This window comes from Streptomyces sp. NPDC037421 (assembly GCF_055602105.1).
Window position 1 is genome coordinate 20,073 of record NZ_JBVJWV010000048.1, and the last position, 21,016, is coordinate 41,088.

The following is a 21,016-nucleotide window of genomic DNA, read 5'->3' on the forward strand; positions in this document are numbered from 1 at the left end:
ACGAGGAGCGTCAGCACGCCCTGCGCCACACCCCCAGGTCCGGTTTCTTCTCCAGGGAGCTCAGTTGCAGACGGCGGGACTGCTTGCAGAAGCGGGAGGCGGGGAGTTCGTACTCGACGTGGAAGACGGCCTTGCCCGCCTTGATGAAGGGGGTCAGCTCCCCGCACTCGTCGTACTGGGCGCACTGCTCGTTGACCGCGAAGTCGTAGTCGGCGACCAGCTGCGGGATCTGGTCGAGGTCGTTCTTGAGGCCGACGGCCAGGCCCCGGTCGTGGGCGAGCCTCGCGATGAGCCGGTTGTACGCCAGCTGGTGCTCGGCGGTGAGCGGGAAGCCCGAGTCGTTGCGGTAGGCGTCCATGTTGTCGGGCTCGACCGCGTCGAAGGACTTGTCGCGGCACATGTCGAAGCGTTTCGCCATCAGCGGTTCCAGCTCCGCCGTGCGGCGGATGTCGATCCAGCGCTCGCCCTTCCAGCCGTTGCCCTTGCCGAGCAGTGAGTCGGGGAAGTCGCCCGCGTCCGGGCGGAAGTCCTCCCAGGCGCCGGTGGAGATGTAGCAGATGGTGCGGCGGCCGTCCTTCTTCAGCGCCTCGACCTCCTCCTTGGCGGTGTTGAACCCGTCGACGTCGTACACCGGCACGTCCACGGAGGTGTCCAGCTTGCCGGTGAGCTGCCACTGCCAGGGCGTGCCGGGGCGGGGCTGCCAGCGCTCGCCCGGGGCCTGGGACGGCCAGGAGGGGCCGGGATCCGGGCTCTCGTCGTCGTCGGGCCCGGCGGTGCAGGCCGCCGCGAGCAGCAGCAGGCCGGCCGCCAGGATCGTGGCGAAACGCTTCATCCGGCTGCCTCCAGGGCGTACGGGAGGGTGCCCCACGGGTGCGCCCCGGTGCCGGGGACCGCGCAGTGCACGCCCGCGTGGCGCTCGGCGGCGAGTTCGGCGGCGGGCGCGTCCGGCGGGACCGCGTACACGAGGTGGCAGAACCGTCGGGCGGGGTGGTCGGCGGTCCACGGCGGCGGGGTCGCGGCCTTGTCGCGGTAGGCGTCCCAGGGGCCTTCGAAGGTGACGAGCAGGTCGGCGAGCCGGACGTACCCGGGGTGCGGGTGGACGCCGTGGTTCAGGACGAGGGTACGGGCGCCCGCCGCGCGGGCGGCGACGGCGAGCCGCCCGTAGTGCGGCAGCAGGTGCGGGTCGGCGGCGGCCTGGTCGAGGAACGCCCCGTCGGCCCCGTACCAGTCGCGGTGGCGCAGCAGGTCCTGGACGACGGCTGCGTGCGGGCGCCGCCCGTAGTCGGTGTCGGTGTAGCCGAGGACGGGCACGCCGGCGTCGCGCAGCCGGGCGGCGACGGCGGCGAACCGTTCGTCGGGGGCCTGGCCGGGCCCGCTGTCGGGGTTGAGCACCACCGAGTGCAGCTGCCCGGCGGAGCGGATGAGCCGCTCCCACTCCTCGGGCCGGTCGGCGGGGTGCTCGTAGAGCGGCACCAGCAGCATGGGGTCCTTCGTCTTCTCGTATGGAGGTCAAGGGGGGTCAGCGGTGTGCCGTGGCCCGGCCGAGGAGCAGGCAGACCAGCACCACGAGGGCCGTCGCCGCGGTGCCGGCCACCGCCAGCTGGACCAGGCGGGGCTGTCCGATCCCGGCCAGCAGGGCCAGGCTCTGGGCGAAGGCCGCGCCGGAGCAGACCACGGCGGCGGGGCGGACCGCGCCGAAGGACTGAAGGAGCAGCCCGGTCCACATCACGGCGCCGAGCAGCAGCAGGGTGGCGACGCGGAGTCCGGTCAGGCCGGGGGCGTGCGGCCACAGCAGGGTCCCGGTGACGCCGAGGGCGAGCAGCACCGCCAGGTACACGGCGAGGCAGCGGGCCAGGGTGCCGAGCATCCGGCGCCAGAACGCCCGCGGCGAGCGGGCCGCCCGCAGCCCGGCGAGGCTGCCGCTGCGGAAGCGGTGGAGCAGCCATTCGGCGGGGCCCATGCTGAGGGTGAGGGCCACCGCGGAGGGCGCGGCAACGGCCTCGGCGGGGCCGCCGCTGAGCACCTCCCCCAGCGCGGCGTACAGCACGAGCAGGCCGGTGCCGAGGCCGAACACCCCGTAGGGCGCCGAGTCCCCGATCCGGGGTCCGCGCCGGGCGTGGTCCTCCTCGGCGCCGCGCAGCATCCGCCAGCGCACCGGGCCGCCTTCGCCCGGGCGGCGCTCCGCCCAGCGGTGGATCCTGCGCACCCCGGCCCGTACGCCGGCGGCGAGCGGCAGCTCCCGCAGGGCGAGGGTGCAGGCGGCCAGCAGGGACACCAGCAGCAGGGTGACGCGTACGGGCACGGGCGGGTTGGTGAACAGCGAGAGGACCGCCCCGGCGGCCATGGGGGCGAGCGCGGCGAGCAGCACCCGTTCGCGGCCCAGCACCAGCAGCACGGTGGCGGCGCCGACGTAGACGGCCTGGCCTGCGGCGAAGGCGTACGAGAACGGCGGCCCGCCGGGGACGGCGAAGGCGGCGGCGGTGCCGAGCAGCGCCCCGGCGGGGGCGCCGACGAGCAGGGTCCGTCCGGCGGCGGCCCGGTCGCCGAGGCCGAGCCAGGAGTAGGCGCGGTGGGACAGGCTCTGGTCCCAGACCCAGCCGATGAGGGCTCCGGCGAGCAGGGTCAGGGTGCCGGCGGGCAGTCCGAGCCGGTCGGGCGGGCCTTCGAGCAGGGGTGCGCCGAGGACGTAGGCGAGGCCGGGGAGGGCGAAGATCAGCCCGCGCAGCAGGCAGGCGGTGAGGGAGACCTTCCAGGGGTCGGGGAGCCGGTCGGGCTCGGGGAAGGAGCGGGGGACGCGGGCGTAGAGCTCCTCGGCGAGGGCGAAGGAGTCCTGGCGGCCGTAGGTGAGCCGGATGTACTCGTCGGTCATCCCGTCGGATTCGAGGATGGCGGCGATCTCGTCGGGGTGGACGGCCGCGCCGACGAACACGCCGAGGCGGTCGGCGAGTTCGTCCATGGGGTCGGCGGCCGGGGCCCCGGGCCCGCCGGGGCGGGGCCGGGGCAGGTCGGGGAGGGTGTCGGTGCGGCAGGCGGGGGCCGGGCGGCCGACGTGCACCCAGGAGCCTTCCGGGCCGGGCGGCTTGAGCCAGAGGGATCCGCTCACCACATGCTCCCGTCGGCGGCGAGTTCCTTGTTCCAGGGGTCCTTGTGCCAGGGGTCGGCGAGCTGCCGCTGGGTCCAGTCGTCGCCCGTGCGGACGGGCAGGAGGGGCCGGCCGGCACGCGTTTGACCGGCGAGTTCGCGGTAGATGTGGCGGAAGCCGTCCACGGACTGGTGGAGGGTGAACTTCTCGACGACCCGTTTGCGGGACATCCGGCCCAGTTCGGCGCGGCGCGCGTCGTCGCGGAGCAGGGCGAGGGTGGCGCGGGCCATGGTCTCGGGCTCGCGGGGCGGGACGACGAGGCCGGTGTCGCCGACGGCCTCGCGGACGCCTCCGACGTCGGTGGAGACGGTGGTGCGGCCGCAGGACATGGCCTCGATGATGCTGAAGGGGAAGCCCTCGCTGATGCTGGAGAGCATGACGACGGAGCCGGCGGCGTAGGCCTTGGCGACCTGGTCGATGCGGCCCTCGTACGAGATGCCGTCTGCGACGCCGAGTTCGGCGGCGAGTTTCTCCAGGCGCAGCTTGTAGTCCTCGCAGCCGGCCGGGACCGGGCCGAAGAGGCGCAGGCGGAGGGCGGGGAGCTCCTCGCGCATGAACGCGTAGGCGCGGATCAGGGTTTCGAGGTCCTTGATGGGGTCGATGCGGCCGCACCAGCTGAGGGTGGGTACTTCCGGTTCGGGGCCGGCCTCGGGGAAGGCGTGCGGGTCGACGCCGTTGTAGACGGTGCGGATCCGTTCGGCGTCGGCGCCTCCGCGTTCCTCCCAGCGGCGGTTGTACTGGTTGCAGGGGGTGATCAGGTCGGCCTGCCGGTAGCCCTCGGAGTTGAGCTCGCGGTAGAAGCCCAGCATCAGGGCCTTGACGGGCCAGCGCTGGGCGGCGCTGCGGTAGCCGAGGTAGCGCTCGCGCAGGTAGATGCCGTGCTCGGTGAGGAGGAAGGGCACTCCGTCCAGGCGTTTGGCTGCGAGGGCGGGGAGGGTGGCGAGGCCGCTGCTGACGGCGTGGGCGACGCTGTCGGGCGGGATCCGCACCGACAGCGGGCGCAGGGCGTGCTCCAGCAGGTCGGTGGCGGTGAGCGCGTCGTGGATGGTGGGTTCGGCCGCGGCGGTGACCAGGCCGGGGCGGGTCCATACGGTCATCAGCAGGCGCAGTACCGCTTCGGAGCGCAGGGCCGGGGCGAGGCGGCCGGCGCGGGCGAGGCGGGCGAGTTCGCCCAGGGCCTCGGAGAACCCGCCGTGGTCGGGGTCGATCAGGGAGAGCAGGAAGGTTTCGTACGTTTCGGTGAAGCTGCGGCGGGCCTTGCCCCGCAGGGCCGAGCGGCGGGTCCGGGCCGGCGGCGGGCCCCAGAGCGGGACGGCGGTGTGCCGGTAGACGTTGCGCGGCAGCTCCCAGGTGACCGGCTCGCGCCCGGAGCCGGTCAGGGCTATGACGTTGAAGTCGACCTCCGGCATGCCGCGTACCAGTTGGTCGCACCAGGTGCTGACGCCCCCGTGGACGTGCGGATAGGTGCCTTCGGTGAGCATGGTGACATGACGCCCATGGCTCATGCGGTGTGTCCCCCCAGGACGTAAAAGGGGCCGGCGCCCGTGGTGCGTGCGTGGAGCGCCGGCTCTGGGTGTTGCGTGTGCCCCGAGTCGTCCGGGCGGTACGGGCAGTACGGCCGGTGCGAGTCGTGCGGGTGGTGCGGGTGGTGCGGGTGGGTCAGAGGAGCTTGAGCGTGACCTGCGACTGGAGCAGCTCGGGAGCCGTCCAGGCGGACCGGGTGCCGGCGTAGGCGGTGCCGAAGTCGGCGGTGCCGAGCAGCAGCTGCTTCTTCGTCCCGTTCGGGGCGGTGACCGGGGCGACGACTCCGGAGGGCGCCTTGACGACGACGTCCTTGCCGATCTTGTAGGCGGTCACCTTGCCGGCGGCGATGGCCTTGTCCCAGGCCGCGCGGCGCTGGAGCTCGACGCCGGTGTCCTTCATGCTCTGGTTGACGATCGGCGCGCTGGGCGCGTAGAGCGCGCGGTAGGTGTCGAGGACCTGGTTGAGCACCGGGTACAGGGTGCGGTCCTCGGCGAGGTTCGACTGGTGGACGTAGTGCGGCCGCGGGTCGTTGGCCAGCACGTGGCGCATGGCGGTGCGCGCCTCGGCCGGGACGATGTGGTCCAGGTAGCCGGTGCTGGTGTCCAGCGGGGCCGGCAGGCAGGTGGAGGTCGCCGGGTTGTCCTCGCAGATGCCGCTGCCGCCGTGGGCGCGGCTGGTGTAGATCCAGTTGTACTCGTCGGCCATCTCCGCGTTGGTGCCCGTGTTGTAGTACACGTTCATCGGGTGGCGGGGGACGGTCAGGGCGGCGCCGACGGCCCGCTGTTCGGGTTCGCGGGAGTTGTCGCTGCCGGCCCACTTGACCCCGTTGTCGGCGAGGGCGCCGGCCAGGTTGGGGTTGTCCTGCGGCTGCTGCGGGAGGGTCTTGAGGCCGGAGTGCTCGCCGGTGACCAGCTCGGAGCGGTCGGTGGTGATGCCCTTGGAAGCGGCCCAGTTGTTGTTGTCGCGGATCTGCGCGGAGATCTCGGCCCGGCTCATGTAGTTGACGGCGCCCTGGGCGTTCTTCGTGCAGCTCCAGGGGTTGGCGCTGGTGTCCTGGACGCAGCCGAGGAACGGGTGCTTGTAGGTGTGGTTCATCCAGCGGTACTTGGCGCGGTCGGCGACGAGCTGGGCGGTCAGGGCGTCGGTGCCGCCGTTCTCGGCCTTCCACTCCTCGCCGGCGCCCGCGTTGAAGAGCATGTCCAGCTTGAAGTTCTTGGACGTCTGCCACTGCGCCGCGTACTGGGCGTCGGCGGCGGTCATCCGGATGGTGCTCTCCTTGCCCTCGCCGCCCGCGCAGGCGTAGTCGCCGGGCGTGCAGTTGAGCTCCTTGCTCCAGCGGGCGTCGGGGGCGAAGACGTCGTCGACGTGGACCGCGAAGTAGCTGCGCTCCTGGCCGAGGTGGACGCCCTGCGTGAGCCACTCGACGATGCCCCGGGCCAGCAGCCGGAACTGCTGCTGGTGCTGGTTGTAGCCGAAGGTGACGACCAGTTCGCTGCGCCCGTCGTGGGTGTACTCGCCGACGAGGGAGGCCCGGCCGCCGGTGACGGGGGCGTCCAGGTAGCTGGTGTAGCCGGTGCGCGGCTTGCCCATGAACCCGTAGCTCTCCGGAATCACGGCGGAGTTGTCCTCGAAGGCGACCTGACCCCCGAGGTAGCCGAAGGGGCCCGCCTTGCCGGCCGCGGTGACGGCGGCCTGGGTGCCGTCGAGCTGCCCGCTGTAGCCGCCGTTGTCGGTGTACTCCAGCCCGACCCCCGGGTGGGCCCAGGTGTAGGCGTCGACCTGGCGGATCCCGTACGTCGTCTCGTACGCGGTGAGCGCCGCCATCTCGGCGGAGCCCTCGCCGAAGGGGTTCTCGTTGGGCAGCACGACCCCCTGGTACTTGGCCCGGGGCCGGCCGTCGACGGTGTCGGCGAGGAACGCCGCGTCGATGACGGGGCGGCCGGCACTGGCCAGGTCGAGGCGGGTGTAGGGAACCCCGGTGTCCTTGAGCTGCGCGGTGATCGCCCCGACCGAGCTGCCGCCGTCGTCGACGACGAGCACCTTCAGGTCGATGCGCGGCGTCACGGCCGCCGCCTGGGCGGTCGCGGCGGGTACTGCCACGGACATCAGGGCTGCCGCCGCCATCGCTGCGGCTGCCCTGTTCATCCGGTTCTTGTTGACCATTTCGGCCTTCCCCCCGCAGGCATCCCTCGACGACGGCCCGTGGCGGACGGCCGGGCCGGGGAGGCACTGTGGAAATCATGCAAAAGGACCCCACGTCCCCTTGCGAGAGTGATTCGAGTCTCTCGGACCCCGTCAGCTCTAAAGGGCAAACCTGGAGCAGAGTCCACAGATGGGTGAACCTGGCAGCGCGTTGATCGAACAACTTGACAAACCTTGTAGTGACGTACGGACGAGTACCTGCGCGTAGGCTCGTTTCCGGCGGCCGCCGGGCCCGAATACGATCGCTGCGGAGCGGCCGGTGACCCCGACGCGACCCAAGCGCCCACTAACACAAACGGAAGCGAGACTTCACCACCGTGACTGCTCTGACTCTCAGCACTGCCGGCGCTGCGACGCTGCGCGCCGACGCCCTCGTGGTCGGCGTCGCGAAGGGCCCGAAGGGGCTCGTCGTGGCCGCCGGCGCCGAGGCCGTGGACAAGGCGTTCGACGGAAAGCTCGCCGCCGTGCTCGAATCGCTCGGCGCCACGGGCGCCGAGGGCGAGACCACCAAGCTGCCCGCCCCGGCCGGCCTCAAGGCCCCGGTCGTGCTGGCGGTCGGCCTGGGTACGGCCCCTGAGCAGGACGAGTCCTTCGACGAGGAGGCCCTGCGCCGCGCCGCCGGCTCCGCCTCCCGCGCCCTGCACGGTTCGAAGAAGGCCGCGTTCGCCCTGCCGCTGGACGACGCCTCCGCCGTCACCGCCGTCGCCGAGGGCGCGCTGCTGGGCGCGTACGCCTTCACCGCCTACCAGGGCGGCGAGAAGAAGAGCGGGAAGGCCGACAAGAACGGCGGCCCCAAGCAGCCGCTGGCCGAGGTCGCCCTGCTCGGCGCCAAGCCGCGCGACAAGGAGCACAAGGCCGCGGCCGAGCGCGCCACCGTCGTCGCCACCGAGGTCAACGTCGCCCGCGACCTGATCAACACCCCGCCGAACGACCTCACCCCCGAGGCCTTCGCCGCCGTCGCCTCCGCGACCGCGAAGGAGAACGGCGTCAAGGTCCAGATCCTCGACGAGAAGGCCCTGGTCAAGGGCGGCTACGGCGGCATCATGGGCGTCGGCAAGGGCTCCGAGAACCCGCCGCGCCTGGTGAAGCTCTCCTACACCCACGCCAAGGCGGAGAAGACCCTCGCCTTCGTCGGCAAGGGCATCACCTACGACTCGGGCGGCATCTCCCTGAAGCCGGCCGGCCACAACGAGACGATGAAGTGCGACATGTCCGGCGCCGCCGCCGTCTTCGCCGCCGTCATCGCCGCCGCCAAGCTGGGCCTCCAGGTCAACGTCACCGGCTGGCTCGCGCTCGCCGAGAACATGCCCTCCGGCTCCGCCACCAAGCCCGGCGACGTGCTGCGCATGTACAGCGGCAAGACCGTCGAGGTCCTGAACACGGACGCCGAGGGCCGCCTGGTCCTGGGCGACGCGCTGACCAAGGCCTCCGAGGACAACCCGGACGCGATCGTCGACGTCGCCACCCTCACGGGTGCGATGGTGCTGGCGCTCGGCGACCGCACCTTCGGGATCATGGCCAACGACGACGCCTTCCGCACCTCGATCCACGAGATCGCGGAAGAGGTCGGCGAGGCCTCCTGGCCGATGCCGCTCCCCGAGGACCTGCGCAAGACCATGGACTCCCCCACCGCCGACATCGCCAACATGGGCGTGCGGATGGGCGGCGGCCTGGTGGCCGGCCTCTTCCTCCAGGAGTTCGTCGGCGAGGGCATCACCTGGGCGCACCTGGACATCGCGGGCCCGGCCTTCCACGAGGGCGCCCCGTACGGCTACACCCCCAAGGGCGGCACCGGCTCCGCCGTGCGCACCCTGGTGCGGCTGGCCGAGCGCACCGCCACGGGCGACCTGGGCTGACGCACCCGCCCCCGTCGCGCGGGCGGTCCGCGTACCACCTCGTGAGACGCCCCCTGTGACGCGCGCCGCGCCCCGGGACCCCGATCAGGGTCCCGGGGCGCGTTCGCTCTGGAAGAAACGTCGAGGATCAGTAGGTTTCTACGCACGGGTAACCCGGATCTCGGGCAGAACGACGGTCCACACCCGGGGCCCGGCGTCCCGCGTTCCCCCGACAAATGCGAAGATGGGTTCTCGGCAGGACAGGGCCCCCACCACAGGGCCGAAGAAACAAGCGGCCGATTACCAGCCGCCGCCCGGTCACAGAGGACCGGTGCCCGGCGCACATGCATGGAGGACGTGACGTGGCGAACGACGCCAGCACCGTTTTCGACCTAGTGATCCTCGGCGGTGGCAGTGGCGGTTACGCCGCGGCTCTCCGCGCATCCCAGCTGGGTCTCGACGTTGCGCTGATCGAGAAGAACAAGCTCGGCGGCACCTGCCTGCACAACGGCTGCATCCCCACGAAGGCTCTGCTGCACGCCGGTGAGATCGCCGACCAGGCACGCGAGGCCGGACAGTTCGGTATCAAGGCCTCTTTCGAGGGCGTTGACATCGCAGGTGTGCACAAGTACAAGGACGAGGTCATCTCGGGCCTGTACAAGGGCCTGCAGGGCCTGGTCGCCTCCCGCAAGGTGACCTACATCGAGGGTGAGGGCCGCCTGTCCTCCCCGACCTCCGTCGACGTCAACGGCCAGCGCATCCAGGGCCGCCACGTCCTGCTGGCGACCGGCTCCGTGCCGAAGTCGCTGCCGGGCCTGAACATCGACGGCAACCGGATCATCTCCTCGGACCACGCGCTGGTCCTGGACCGCGTGCCCCAGTCCGCGATCATCCTGGGCGGCGGCGTCATCGGCGTCGAGTTCGCCTCGGCGTGGAAGTCCTTCGGCACCGACGTCACCGTCATCGAGGGCCTCAAGCACCTCGTTCCGGTCGAGGACGAGAACAGCTCCAAGATCCTGGAGCGCGCCTTCCGCAAGCGCGGCATCAAGTTCAACCTCGGCACCTTCTTCGACAAGGCCGAGTACACGGAGACCGGCGTCCGCGTGACGCTGGCCGACGGCAAGACCTTCGAGGCCGAGGTGCTGCTGGTCGCCATCGGCCGCGGTCCGGTCTCCCAGGGCCTGGGCTACGAGGAGCAGGGCGTCGCGATGGACCGCGGCTACGTCCTGGTCGACGAGTACATGCAGACCAACGTGCCGACCATCTCGGCCGTGGGCGACCTCGTCCCCACCCTGCAGCTCGCGCACGTCGGCTTCGCCGAGGGCATCCTCGTCGCGGAGCGCCTGGCCGGCCTGAAGGCCGTCCCGATCGACTACGACGGTGTCCCGCGCGTCACGTACTGCCACCCGGAGGTCGCCTCCGTCGGCATCACCGAGGCCAAGGCCAAGGAGATCTACGGCGCGGACAAGGTCGTCGCCCTGAAGTACAACCTGGCGGGCAACGGCAAGAGCAAGATCCTGAAGACCGCGGGCGAGATCAAGCTCGTCCAGGTCAAGGACGGTGCCGTGGTCGGCGTCCACATGGTCGGTGACCGGATGGGCGAGCAGGTCGGCGAAGCCCAGCTGATCTACAACTGGGAGGCCCTGCCGGCCGAGGTCGCGCAGCTCATCCACGCGCACCCGACCCAGAACGAGGCCCTCGGCGAGGCCCACCTGGCCCTGGCCGGCAAGCCGCTTCACGCACACGACTAATCGTCACGGGCGCGACGACCACTTCCGCACTTTCGTTAGGAGCAACTGAAACCATGTCGGTTTCCGTAACCCTTCCGGCGCTCGGCGAGAGCGTCACCGAGGGCACTGTCACCCGTTGGCTCAAGGCCGAGGGCGAGCGCGTCGAGGCCGACGAGCCGCTGCTCGAGGTCTCGACCGACAAGGTCGACACCGAGATCCCCTCCCCCGTCTCCGGCATCCTGGCCTCCATCAAGGTCGCCGAGGACGAGACCGTCGAGGTCGGCGCCGAGCTGGCCGTCATCGACGACGGCTCCGGCGCCCCGGCCGCGGCTCCGGCCCCGGCTGCCGAGACCGTTGCCGCTCCGGCTCCGGTCGCCGAGGCCCCGGCCGCCCCCGCACCGGCCGAGACCCCGGCTGCCCCGGCCGCCGCCGCTCCGGCCGCGTCCGGCACCGATGTCGTGCTGCCCGCCCTGGGCGAGTCCGTCACCGAGGGCACCGTCACCCGCTGGCTGAAGGAGGTCGGCGAGTCCGTCGAGGCCGACGAGCCGCTGCTCGAGGTCTCCACGGACAAGGTCGACACCGAGATCCCCGCGCCGGTCTCCGGCACCCTGCTGGAGATCCTGGTCGGTGAGGACGAGACCGCCGAGGTCGGCGCCCGTCTCGCCGTCATCGGTGTCGCGGGCGCGGCTCCGGCCGCCGCCCCCGCCGCCGCTGCCCCGGCCCCGGCCGCTCCGGTCGCCCCGGCCGCTCCGGTCGCCGCCCCGGCTCCGGTCGTGGCCGCCCCGGCCGCCGCCGCTCCGGCTCCGGCCGCCCCCGTGGCCGCTCCGGCCCCGGTCGCCGCCCCGGCCGCTCCGGCCCCGGTCGCCGCCCCGGCTCCGGTCGCCCCGGCCGCTCCCGCTCCCGCCGCCGTCTCCGGCGACGAGGGCGCGTACGTGACCCCGCTGGTGCGCAAGCTCGCCTCGGAGTCCGGCGTCAACCTGTCGACGGTCACGGGCACCGGTGTCGGTGGCCGTATCCGCAAGCAGGACGTCCTGGCCGCCGCCGAGGCCGCCAAGGCCGCGGCCGCTGCCCCGGCTCCGGCCGCCGCCGCTGCCGCCCCGGCCGCCAAGGCTCCGGCCGCGGTGTCCGAGCTGCGCGGTCAGACGGTCAAGATGACCCGCATGCGCAAGGTCATCGGCGACAACATGATGAAGGCCCTGCACTCGCAGGCGCAGCTCAGCTCCGTGGTCGAGGTGGACATCACCAAGATCATGCAGCTGCGCGAGAAGGCCAAGGCCGGCTTCCTCGCCCGCGAGGGCGTCAAGCTGTCCCCGATGCCGTTCTTCGTCAAGGCCGCTGCCCAGGCGCTGAAGGCCCACGCGGTCGTCAACGCCCGGATCAACGACGACGAGGGCACCATCACCTACTTCGACTCGGAGAACATCGGCATCGCCGTGGACTCCGAGAAGGGCCTGATGACCCCGGTCATCAAGGGTGCCGGTGACCTCAACCTGGCGGGCATCTCCAAGGCCACGGCCGACCTGGCCGGCAAGGTCCGCGGCAACAAGATCACCCCGGACGAGCTGTCCGGCGCGACCTTCACCATCAGCAACACCGGCTCGCGCGGTGCGCTGTTCGACACGGTGATCGTTCCGCCGAACCAGGTCGCGATCCTGGGCATCGGTGCCACGGTCAAGCGCCCGGTGGTCATCGAGACCCCCGAGGGCACCGTCATCGGCGTCCGCGACATGACGTACCTGACCCTGTCCTACGACCACCGCCTGGTGGACGGCGCGGACGCGGCCCGGTACCTCACCGCCGTCAAGGCGATCCTGGAGGCCGGCGAGTTCGAGGTCGAGCTCGGCCTGTAGGGCCCGGCGCACAGCCCCGGCTGTCGCTCGCGGCGCCCCCGTCCGGATTCGTCCGGGCGGGGGCGCCGTCGTTGTAACGAGCCTCACCCTGCGTCCCTGACCGCGAACGCATCGGAGCAGGCCGGGGCGGCCTTATTGTCTAGGCATCAGGCCCCGCGTGTCCGCACACACAGGAGTTGAAACCCGATGATCACCCCACCCGTCGTGCACTCGCTGCGCGAGCAGATCCGCGAGCACATCGTGGAGGGGATCGTCAGCGGCCGCTGGAAGCCCGGTGAGCGGATCGTCGAGCGCAGGATCGCCGTCGAGCTGGAGGTCAGCCAGACGCCCGTGCGCGAGGCGCTGCGCGAGCTGGAGACCCTGCGGCTGATCGAGTCGGCGCCGAACAAGGGCGTCCGCGTACGGAACCTCTCCGCGGCCGACCTGGAGGAGATCTACCCGGTCCGGGCCGGCCTGGAGCAGATCGCGGCCGAGCTGGCCGCCCCGAAGCTGGCGGCCGACTGCTCGGCCCTGGAGCCGCACGTGGCGGCCCTGTGGGAGGCCGACCGGATCCAGGACGGCACGGCGCAGGTGCGGCACACGGTGGGCTTCCACCGCGAGATGGTGCGGGCGGCCGGGAACAGCGTGCTGCTGCACACCTGGGAGAGCCTGGGCATCGAGGTCTTCACCGCGCTGTCCATCCGGTGGCTGGGAACCGTCCAGAAGTCCTACGCGGAGGAGCACGAGGCCCTCGTCGCGGCGTTCCGCAGCCAGGACCCCGATATCGGCGTCCTGGTGAAGCGGCACGTCCTGGGCTGCGCCCCGCGCAGCGCGTGACCCCTGTCCGACCCAGTCTGACCTGGGGTTTTTAGCGATCCTCCAGCGGATCGCAGGCCCGGTGGCATGTACTGATGAAACCGGCACCGGGTGCCTGAGTTCATGGCACCGGGTGCCGACTTTCGTCACAGCGTCGAATATTCGTCACTTTTATTTGATCGATCATCGATCAGGGATTTACAGTCACTGCGGGCCCCAACCGGGTCCATCGACCCTGTCCTGCCCGTCAGGGTTTTCTTCACCACCTCCTCTCCTTTGTCCGGAAGGCGGCGCACACCGATGTCCGACCCCGTAGGAAAGCTTCCGAGCGAGCTCGACCAGCTCCCGGACCGCGACACCGAGGAGACCGCCGAATGGGCGGCCTCTCTCGACGCCGTCGCCAAGGCCGCCGGTACGCGCCGCGCCGAATACCTGCTCCGCCGCACCCTCCAGCACGCCGAGGCCGCCGGCCTCGCCCTGCCGAAGCTGCTGGAGACGGACTACGTCAACACCATCCCCACCTCCGCGGAGCCCGAGTTCCCGGGCGACCAGGAGATGGAAGCCAAGATCACCGCCTGGAACCGCTGGAACGCGGCCGCCATGGTGACCCGCGGCTCCAAGTACGGCGTCGGCGGCCACATCGCCACCTTCGCCTCCGCCGCGTGGCTGTACGAGACCGGCTTCCAGCACTTCTTCCGCGGGAAGGAGGCCGACGGATCGGGCGACCAGCTCTACATCCAGGGCCACGCCTCCCCCGGCATCTACGCCCGCGCCTTCCTCGACGGCCGGATCTCCGAGCAGCAGCTCGACAACTTCCGCCAGGAGTCCGGCGGCAACGGCCTGCCGTCCTACCCGCACCCGCGGCGCCTGCCGTGGCTGTGGGAGTTCCCCACGGTCTCCATGGGCCTCGGCCCGCTCTCCGCGATCTACCAGGCGCGCTTCAACCGCTACCTGGAGAACCGCAGGATCAAGGACACCTCCAACTCGCACGTCTGGGCCTTCCTCGGCGACGGCGAGATGGACGAGCCCGAGTCGACCGCCGCCCTGGCCCTGGCCTCCCGCGAGCAGCTCGACAACCTGACGTTCGTCATCAACTGCAACCTGCAGCGCCTCGACGGCCCGGTCCGCGCCAACTTCCGCGTGGTCCAGGAGCTGGAGGCCCAGTTCCGCGGCGCCGGCTGGAACGTCATCAAGACCCTGTGGGGCACCGCCTGGGACGAGCTGTTCCAGCTCGACACCACGGGCGCCCTCGTACGCCGCCTGCGCGAGGTACCGGACGCGCAGTTCCAGACGTACGCGACCCGCGACGTGGCCTACATCCGCCAGCACTTCTTCGGCGTCAACGCCGAGCTCGTGCAGCTGGCCGGCGTACTGTCCGACGCGAAGATCGCCGAGTGCTTCCACACCTCCCGCGGCGGCCACGAGCCCCGCAAGGTGTACGCCGCGTACAAGGCCGCCCTGGAGCACAAGGGCGCGCCGACGGTCATCCTCGCGCAGACCGTCAAGGGCTACACGCTGGGTGCCGGGTTCGAGTCGAAGAACGCGAACCACCAGATGAAGAAGCTGACGATCGACGAGTTCAAGGACATGCGCGACCTCCTTGGCCTCCCGATCCCGGACAGCGCCTTCGCCGACGGCAAGGTCCCGTACGGCCACCCCGGCGCGAACAGCCCCGAGGTGCGGTACCTGAACGAGCGCCGCGCGGCCCTCGGCGGCCCCGCCCCGGCCCGCAAGGTCCACCACGTGGCCCTGCCGGCTCCGGCCGACCGCTCCTTCGCCCCGCTGATCAAGGGTTCCGGCAAGCAGGAGATGGCCACCACCATGGCCTTCGTCCGCCTCGTCAAGGACCTGATGCGGGACAAGGAGACCGGCAAGCGCTGGGTGCCGATCGTCCCCGACGAGGCCCGTACCTTCGGTATGGAGTCCCTCTTCCCGTCGGCCGGCATCTACTCGCCGCTGGGCCAGACGTACGAGCCGGTCGACCGCGACCAGCTGATGTACTACAAGGAGGCCAAGGACGGCCAGATCCTCAACGAGGGGATCACCGAGGCCGGCGCCATGGCCGACTTCATCGCCGCCTGCACGTCGTACGCGACGCACGGCGAGCCGATGATCCCGTTCTACATCTTCTACTCGATGTTCGGCTGGCAGCGCACCGCCGACCAGATGTGGCAGCTCGCCGACCAGCTCGGCAAGGGCTTCATCGTCGGCGCCACCGCCGGCCGCACCACGCTGACCGGTGAGGGCCTCCAGCACGCGGACGGCCACTCGCACCTGATCGCGTCCACGAACCCGGCGTCGCTCAACTACGACCCGGCCTTCGCGTACGAGATCGCGGTGATCGTCAAGGACGGTCTGCGCCGGATGTACGGCGAGCAGCCGGAAGACGTCTTCTACTACCTGACGGTCTACAACGAGCCGAAGGTCCAGCCGGCCATGCCCGAGGGCGTGGAGGAGGGCATCCTCAAGGGTCTGTACCGCTTCAACACGGCCGCGGGCCTGGAGGCCTCCCCGGCCGCCGACGCCCCGAAGATCCAGCTGATGGCCTCGGGTACGGCGATCCACTGGGTCCTGGAGGCGCAGCGGCTGCTCGCCGCCGACTGGAACGTGGCCGCCGACGTGTGGTCCGCCACCTCGTGGGGCGAGCTGCGCCGTGACGCGCTGGAGTGCGACGAGGCGCTGCTGCGCGGCGAGGAGCGCACCCCGTACGTGACCCGCGTGCTCGAGGGCGCGCCGGGCCCGGTCCTGGCGGTCTCCGACTGGATGCGCCAGGTCCCGGACCAGATCAGCCAGTGGGTCCCGCAGGACTACACCTCGCTGGGTACGGACGGCTTCGGTCTGTCCGACACCCGTGAGGGCGCCCGCCGCCACTTCGGTGTCGACGCCCAGTCGATCGCGGTGGCCGCGCTGGCCCAGCTCGCCCGCCGCGGCGAGGTTCCGGCGTCCGCCGTCAAGGAGGCCCGGGAGCGCTACGGCCTCTGAGCCGTTTCCCGCCCGGTGCCGAAGGCCGGTGTCCACCCCCCAACGGGGGTCGGACACCGGCCTTTGGCCGTATGAGCGGTGGCGGCGTGGGGGTGGACCCGTGATGCTGGAGCGGTGATGGACGAGACGGAGTTCTGGGAGATCGTCGACCGTACCCGCGAGGCCGCCGAGGGCGACCCCGAGGAACATGCCGAGCTGCTCGTGGAACGGCTGGCGCAGCTCGATCCCGACTCCGTGCTGGACTTCGCGCGGCACTTCGAGTCCCGGTACAACCGGGCGTACACCTGGGACCTGTGGGGCGCGGCGTGGGTGTTGCTCGACGGCGCGAGCGACGACGCGTTCGACTACTTCCGGTGCTGGCTGATCGGGCAGGGCCGGGAGGTCTTCGAGGGCGGGGTGCACGATCCGGACCGGCTGGCAGAGCTGCTGGGCGAGTTCGACGAGGAGATCGACGGGGACGGCGAGGAGCTGGGGTACGCGGCCGACGAGGCGTACGAGCAGCTCACCGGGGTGGTGGCCCCGGACCTGGGCATCCCGTTGCAGGCGGAGGAGCCGGAGGGCACCCCGCTGGACTTCGAGAACGAAGCCGTGCTGGCGGAGCGCTTCCCCCGGCTCTGGGACCGCTTCCGCGGCTAGGCCACGGCTAGGCCACGGCTAGGCCGACTCCCCCGGATCTCGCCTGACGACGCGGGCTGGACCGGCGAGATCCGAAAGAGACGGCCTAGTAGTGCGTACCGCCGTCGATGCGGATCTCGGTGCCGGTGATGAAGGCGCCGTCCTCGGAGCCCAGCATCGCGACGACGCCGGCGACGGTCTGCGGGCCGGCGAAGCCCTGGCCGATGGCCGGGGCGAGCTTGGCGAACAGGCTCCAGTCGGTGTCCTCGGGCAGGCCGGGGCCGGTGCCGGTGGTCATGCCGCTCTCGATGGAGCCGGGGGCCACGGAGACGAAGCGCAGGCCCTGCTTGCTGTACTCGGCGGCCAGCGCGTGGGTCATGGACTGGATGCCGCCCTTGCTGGCCGCGTAGGCGGACATGTAGGGGTGGGCGAAGCTCGCCGAGGTGGAGCTGAAGTTGACGACGACGCCCCGCTCGCCGGCCAGCAGGGCGGGGAGCGACTCGCGGATCATCAGGAAGGTGCCGGTCAGGTTGACCGAGATCACCTGGTTCCAGAGGTCGAGCGTGGTCTGGTGGGTGTGCGCGGAGCGCAGGATGCCCGCCGCGTTGACCAGTACGTCGATGCCGGTGAGGGCGTCGACGGCGGCGGCGACGCCCGTCTTGACGGCGGCCTCGTCGGATATGTCCAGCACTGCGGTGGTCAGCCGGTCGCCGTGGCCCTCGGTGGCCGCCTGTTCGGCGGTGGCCTTCAGGCCGGCCTCGTTCACGTCGACGGCGTGGACGCGGCCGCCCTCGGAGAGAATGCGGTGGACGGTGGCCTGGCCGATGCCCGAGCCGCCGCCGGTGATGAGGACGCGACGTCCTTCGTAACGGTTCATGGGGCGAGCCTACCGAGTGTGTGACACGTTTTGCCAGACTGGCACGGAATGCATTCTTCGGCTGGTCCTGGCGTAGGCTTCACCCGTGAGATCTCCCCGCCCGTACTCCCCCCAGAGCGGCCCCGGAGCCCAGTCGCTGACGGAGCGCCGCAAGGCCGCCACCCAGCTGGACATCGCCCGCGCCGCGTGCGAGCTGTTCGCCGCGCACGGACCCGACGGCACCACCGCCGAGGACATCGCCCACCGGGCGGGGGTCGCGCTGCGCACGTTCTACCGCTACTTCCGCAACAAGCAGGAGGCCGTGGCCCCGCTGCTGGCGGGCGGCGGCGACGCCTGGCGGGCGCTGCTCGCCGAGGAGCGCCCGGGCACACCCCTGGCGGAGGCGCTGGAGCGCGCGGTGACGCGCTCGCTGAGCGACTCGCAGGCCGTGGAGGAGGGACTGGAGGTCACCCGCGGCCTGCTGCGCGCGGCCGCCTCCGACGAGGCGCTGCGGGCGGTCTGGTACCGGGTGAACCAGGACTCCGAGGAGCGTCTGGTCCCGGTGGTGGCCCGGCTGGCCGGCCCGGAGGCGGACCCGATGTCGGTACGCCTGCTCGCGGCGGCCGCCACGGACGCGATCCGGGTCTCACTGGAGCTCTGGTCCGCCGGCGACGCCCCGGTCGCGGGCCCCGGCTCCCCCGCGGACCTCGCGGTCCGCGCCCTGCGCGAGCTGACCGGCGCGATGCCCCTGCTCCGCTGAGCGCGGGGCAGGGGCACCGTGGGTGCGGGGTCGGGCGCGGCGGTCAGCGCCAGCCGCCCCAGTCGTCGTACCAGTCGCCGTCGCCGTGGCCGTGCCAGTCGGCGTTGTCCCAACGGCCCCGGTCGTTGTCGTTCCAGCCGTGGTCGTGGTCGCTCCAGCGGCCGTTCCCACCGCAGTCGTCATCGTCCCAGTGGTTCGAGTGGCGGTAGTCCGAGCGCGAGTCCCAGCCACCGTCGTGGGCGGAGGCGTTCGCGACCGGCAGCAGACCCAGGGTGAGTCCGGCGGCCCCGGCGACAACGGCTCCAACGATCCTACGGCGCATCTTCATGCACCTCCGAACATGTATCGCTTATCGGGCTTTTAGGTCCTATCCACCGTCACTCCGGTCAGCCGGGCTGTCAAAAGCAGAAGGCCCCCGCCACTCTCCGAAAGAGAGCGGCGGGGGCCTTCCCTGCCTACGCTGACCTGGGCTTCTTACAGGTCGAAGTAGAGCTCGAACTCGTGCGGGTGCGGACGCTGCGCGATCGGGGCGATCTCGTGCGTGCGCTTGTAGTCGATCCAGGTCTCGATCAGGTCGGGGGTGAAGACACCGCCGGCGAGGAGGTACTCGTGGTCCTCCTCCAGGGCCTTGAGGACGTCCTCCAGGCTGGTCGGGACCTGCGGGACGCTCGCGTGCTCGTCGGGCGAGAGCTCGTAGAGGTCCTTGTCGATCGGCTCCATCGGCTCGATCTTGTTCTTGACACCGTCGAGGCCCGCGAGGAGCAGCGCCGCGAAGGCGAGGTACGGGTTCGAGGACGGGTCCGGCGCGCGGAACTCGACGCGCTTGGCCTTCGGGTTCGAGCCCGTGATCGGGATGCGCATGGCGGCGGAGCGGTTGCGCTGCGAGTACACCATGTTGACCGGCGCCTCGAAGCCCGGCACCAGGCGGTGGTAGGAGTTCACCGTCGGGTTGGTGAAGGCGAGCAGCGACGGGGCGTGCTTGAGGATGCCGCCGATGTAGTAGCGGGCGGTGTCCGACAGGCCCGCGTAGCCGGCCTCGTCGTAGAACAGCGGCTCGCCGCCGGCCCACAGGGACTGGTGCACGTGCATGCCCGAGCCGTTGTCGCCGAAGATCGGCTTCGGCATGAAGGTCGCGGTCTTGCCGTTGCGCCAGGCGACGTTCTTCACGATGTACTTGAAGAGCATCAGGTCGTCGGCCGCGGCGAGCAGCGTGTTGAACTTGTAGTTGATCTCGGCCTGGCCGCCGGTGCCGACCTCGTGGTGCTGGCGCTCGACCTGGAGGCCCTGGGCGTCCAGTTCGAGGGAGATCTCGGCGCGCAGGTCGGCGAAGTGGTCGACCGGGGCGACCGGGAAGTAACCGCCCTTGTAGCGGACCTTGTAGCCGCGGTTGTTCTCCTCGGAACCGGTGTTCCAGGCGCCGGCCTCGGAGTCGATGTGGTAGAAGCCCTCGTTCGCGGAGGTCGCGAAGCGCACGCTGTCGAACACGTAGAACTCGGCCTCGGGGCCGAAGAACGCGGTGTCGGCGATGCCGGTCGACGCGAGGTAGGCCTCGGCCTTCTTGGCGATGTTGCGCGGGTCGCGGCTGTAGGCCTCACCCGTGATCGGGTCGTGGATGAAGAAGTTGATGTTGAGCGTCTTGTCCTTGCGGAACGGGTCCAGACGCGCGGTGCTGATGTCGGCACGCAGCGCCATGTCGGACTCGTGGATCGCCTGGAAGCCGCGGATCGAGGAACCGTCGAAGGCGAGCTCCTCCGCCGGGTCGAACGCTCGCGCCGGAATGGTGAAGTGCTGCATCACACCAGGCAGGTCGCAGAAGCGGACGTCAACGAACTTGACGTCGTTCTCCTCGATGTACTGCTTCACTTCGTCGGCGTTCTTGAACATCCAACTCCTCCTACTCCCGCTCCCCGGGGCAGGGACGGGCTTTATAGCTCGTGGTGCGTCAGTGCGGTGCCGCACGCTGACCCGACCATAAGCAGACGGGATTTCCCAAGCATGACCCATTTGTTTCGCACAAGTTAACCAGGGTCCGGTCCAGGTCCCGTGGAGGACCACCGGTACCGTGGTGGAGTGGACAACAGGCAAGCAATCGGTTCCTGGCTCTCCGGCCCGCGCGCGGCCGCCGAGGAGATGGGCGTCGACTTCGGCTATCCGGGCCAGCGGCTCGGCCTGCCCCAGTCGGGACCCGGCTCCGCGGCCCGCTTCGGACGCCGGCTCGGCGCCGTCCTCATCGACTGGATCGGCTGCCAGCTGATCGCCTACGGGCTCATCACCCACGGCGATCTGGCCGCCGCGGGGAACTGGACGCTCGCGCTCTTCCTCTCCCTGACCCTGCTGACCGTGGGCACCGTGGGATTCACCCCCGGCAAGCGGATGCTCGGCCTCCGGGTGATCGGGCAGGGCGGCGGCCGCCTGGGCATCCCCCGCGTGGTGCTGCGGACCCTGCTGCTCGCCCTCGTCGTCCCGGCGCTGATCTGGGACCGCGACGGGCGCGGACTGCACGACCGCCTCGCGGGCGCGGTCCAGGTCCGGATCTAGCGGTACACCACCGGCACACCGCCGTCGGCGCGTAGAGGCGTACGCGTGCGGCGGCCGTGGCCGGAACACACCGCTCGTATACACACAGGGGCGGGGGGGGGGGGGGGGGGGGGGGGGGGGGGGGGGGGGGGGGGGGGGGGGGGGGGGGGGGGGGGGGGGGGGGGGGGGGGGGGGGGGGGGCGGGGGG

At 71.3% G+C, this 21,016-nt stretch carries 16 protein-coding genes; 8 read left to right on the plus strand and 8 right to left on the minus strand.

What is annotated here, in order from left to right; genetic code table 11:
* Positions 1–10: 10 nt before the first annotated feature.
* The 5 genes from ACZ7IF_RS36385 to ACZ7IF_RS36405 all read right to left on the minus strand — a co-directional run bounded on the left by ACZ7IF_RS36385 (position 11) and on the right by ACZ7IF_RS36405 (position 6,829).
* Positions 11–832 carry an endo alpha-1,4 polygalactosaminidase gene (locus ACZ7IF_RS36385; protein ID WP_470980835.1) on the minus strand — a complete coding sequence of 274 codons (822 nt, stop codon included), beginning with the start codon at positions 830–832 and terminating at the stop codon, positions 11–13.
* Entirely contained in the window at positions 829–1,482 is a 654-nt protein-coding gene (locus ACZ7IF_RS36390; RefSeq protein WP_470980838.1) for a spherulation-specific family 4 protein, read from the minus strand. The genes ACZ7IF_RS36385 and ACZ7IF_RS36390 overlap by 4 nt, the downstream gene beginning before the upstream one ends.
* A 37-nt stretch (positions 1,483–1,519) precedes the next feature.
* A complete protein-coding gene (locus tag ACZ7IF_RS36395; RefSeq protein ID WP_470980841.1) occupies positions 1,520–3,103 on the minus strand; it encodes a hypothetical protein in 1,584 nt (527 codons plus the stop codon).
* Complete coding sequence (gene pelF / locus ACZ7IF_RS36400; RefSeq protein ID WP_470980844.1) at positions 3,100–4,647, minus strand: GT4 family glycosyltransferase PelF; 1,548 nt, start codon at positions 4,645–4,647, stop codon at positions 3,100–3,102. The genes ACZ7IF_RS36395 and pelF overlap by 4 nt, the downstream gene beginning before the upstream one ends.
* Before the next feature lie 154 nt (positions 4,648–4,801).
* Complete coding sequence (locus ACZ7IF_RS36405) at positions 4,802–6,829, minus strand: hypothetical protein (protein ID WP_470980846.1); 2,028 nt, start codon at positions 6,827–6,829, stop codon at positions 4,802–4,804.
* A gap of 356 nt (positions 6,830–7,185) precedes the next feature.
* Between ACZ7IF_RS36405 and ACZ7IF_RS36410 the strand changes: the two genes are divergently transcribed.
* From ACZ7IF_RS36410 to ACZ7IF_RS36435, 6 genes are all read left to right on the plus strand, one after another.
* The gene (locus ACZ7IF_RS36410; protein WP_470980849.1) at positions 7,186–8,724 is read left to right on the plus strand and encodes a leucyl aminopeptidase; all 1,539 of its coding nucleotides are present in this window, start codon (positions 7,186–7,188) and stop codon (positions 8,722–8,724) included.
* Between the two features lie 341 nt (positions 8,725–9,065).
* Positions 9,066–10,454, plus strand: a complete 1,389-nt coding sequence (lpdA, locus tag ACZ7IF_RS36415) for a dihydrolipoyl dehydrogenase (RefSeq protein WP_042800828.1) — start codon at positions 9,066–9,068, stop codon at positions 10,452–10,454.
* Between the two features lie 53 nt (positions 10,455–10,507).
* The gene (gene sucB / locus ACZ7IF_RS36420) at positions 10,508–12,283 is read left to right on the plus strand and encodes a 2-oxoglutarate dehydrogenase, E2 component, dihydrolipoamide succinyltransferase (protein WP_470980852.1); all 1,776 of its coding nucleotides are present in this window, start codon (positions 10,508–10,510) and stop codon (positions 12,281–12,283) included.
* Between the two features lie 189 nt (positions 12,284–12,472).
* Positions 12,473–13,099, plus strand: coding sequence for a GntR family transcriptional regulator (locus ACZ7IF_RS36425; protein ID WP_470980874.1), 627 nt, complete (start codon positions 12,473–12,475; stop codon positions 13,097–13,099).
* A 279-nt stretch (positions 13,100–13,378) separates the two neighbouring features.
* Positions 13,379–16,060, plus strand: coding sequence for a pyruvate dehydrogenase (acetyl-transferring), homodimeric type (gene aceE / locus ACZ7IF_RS36430; RefSeq protein ID WP_470980855.1), 2,682 nt, complete (start codon positions 13,379–13,381; stop codon positions 16,058–16,060).
* Between the two features lie 114 nt (positions 16,061–16,174).
* Complete coding sequence (locus ACZ7IF_RS36435; protein WP_470980858.1) at positions 16,175–16,696, plus strand: DUF4240 domain-containing protein; 522 nt, start codon at positions 16,175–16,177, stop codon at positions 16,694–16,696.
* An 85-nt stretch (positions 16,697–16,781) separates the two neighbouring features.
* On the opposite strand, the gene ACZ7IF_RS36440 is transcribed toward ACZ7IF_RS36435, so the two are convergent.
* Positions 16,782–17,552 carry an SDR family NAD(P)-dependent oxidoreductase gene (locus ACZ7IF_RS36440; protein WP_470980861.1) on the minus strand — a complete coding sequence of 257 codons (771 nt, stop codon included), beginning with the start codon at positions 17,550–17,552 and terminating at the stop codon, positions 16,782–16,784.
* Between the two features lie 85 nt (positions 17,553–17,637).
* On the opposite strand from ACZ7IF_RS36440, the gene ACZ7IF_RS36445 reads away from it, so the two are divergent.
* On the plus strand, positions 17,638–18,291 hold the full coding sequence (locus tag ACZ7IF_RS36445; RefSeq protein ID WP_470980864.1) for a TetR/AcrR family transcriptional regulator: 654 nt from the start codon (positions 17,638–17,640) through the stop codon (positions 18,289–18,291).
* 43 nt (positions 18,292–18,334) lie between these two features.
* Here ACZ7IF_RS36445 and ACZ7IF_RS36450 read toward each other — a convergent pair whose 3' ends face one another.
* Positions 18,335–18,613 (minus strand): hypothetical protein, encoded by a 279-nt coding sequence (locus ACZ7IF_RS36450; protein ID WP_470980867.1) that lies wholly within the window; start codon positions 18,611–18,613, stop codon positions 18,335–18,337.
* Between the two features lie 152 nt (positions 18,614–18,765).
* Positions 18,766–20,175, minus strand: coding sequence for a type I glutamate--ammonia ligase (glnA, locus tag ACZ7IF_RS36455; RefSeq protein ID WP_470980870.1), 1,410 nt, complete (start codon positions 20,173–20,175; stop codon positions 18,766–18,768).
* A 186-nt stretch (positions 20,176–20,361) separates the two neighbouring features.
* Here glnA and ACZ7IF_RS36460 point away from each other — a divergent pair, with 186 nt between their 5' ends.
* Positions 20,362–20,829, plus strand: coding sequence for an RDD family protein (locus tag ACZ7IF_RS36460; protein WP_470980872.1), 468 nt, complete (start codon positions 20,362–20,364; stop codon positions 20,827–20,829).
* The last annotated feature ends 187 nt before the right edge of the window (positions 20,830–21,016 follow it).

Excerpts from the sequence above, each read along its gene's own strand:
- ACZ7IF_RS36405 (WP_470980846.1), bottom strand. The coding sequence starts at position 6,829 with ATGGTCAACAAGAACCGGATGAACAGGGCAGCCGCAGCGATGGCGGCG.
- pelF (WP_470980844.1), bottom strand. The coding sequence starts at position 4,647 with ATGAGCCATGGGCGTCATGTCACCATGCTCACCGAAGGCACCTATCCG.
- aceE (WP_470980855.1), top strand. The coding sequence starts at position 13,379 with ATGTCCGACCCCGTAGGAAAGCTTCCGAGCGAGCTCGACCAGCTCCCG.
- sucB (WP_470980852.1), top strand. The coding sequence starts at position 10,508 with ATGTCGGTTTCCGTAACCCTTCCGGCGCTCGGCGAGAGCGTCACCGAG.
- ACZ7IF_RS36385 (WP_470980835.1), bottom strand. The coding sequence starts at position 832 with ATGAAGCGTTTCGCCACGATCCTGGCGGCCGGCCTGCTGCTGCTCGCG.
- ACZ7IF_RS36450 (WP_470980867.1), bottom strand. The coding sequence starts at position 18,613 with ATGCGCCGTAGGATCGTTGGAGCCGTTGTCGCCGGGGCCGCCGGACTC.
- ACZ7IF_RS36390 (WP_470980838.1), bottom strand. The coding sequence starts at position 1,482 with ATGCTGCTGGTGCCGCTCTACGAGCACCCCGCCGACCGGCCCGAGGAG.
- glnA (WP_470980870.1), bottom strand. The coding sequence starts at position 20,175 with ATGTTCAAGAACGCCGACGAAGTGAAGCAGTACATCGAGGAGAACGAC.
- ACZ7IF_RS36440 (WP_470980861.1), bottom strand. The coding sequence starts at position 17,552 with ATGAACCGTTACGAAGGACGTCGCGTCCTCATCACCGGCGGCGGCTCG.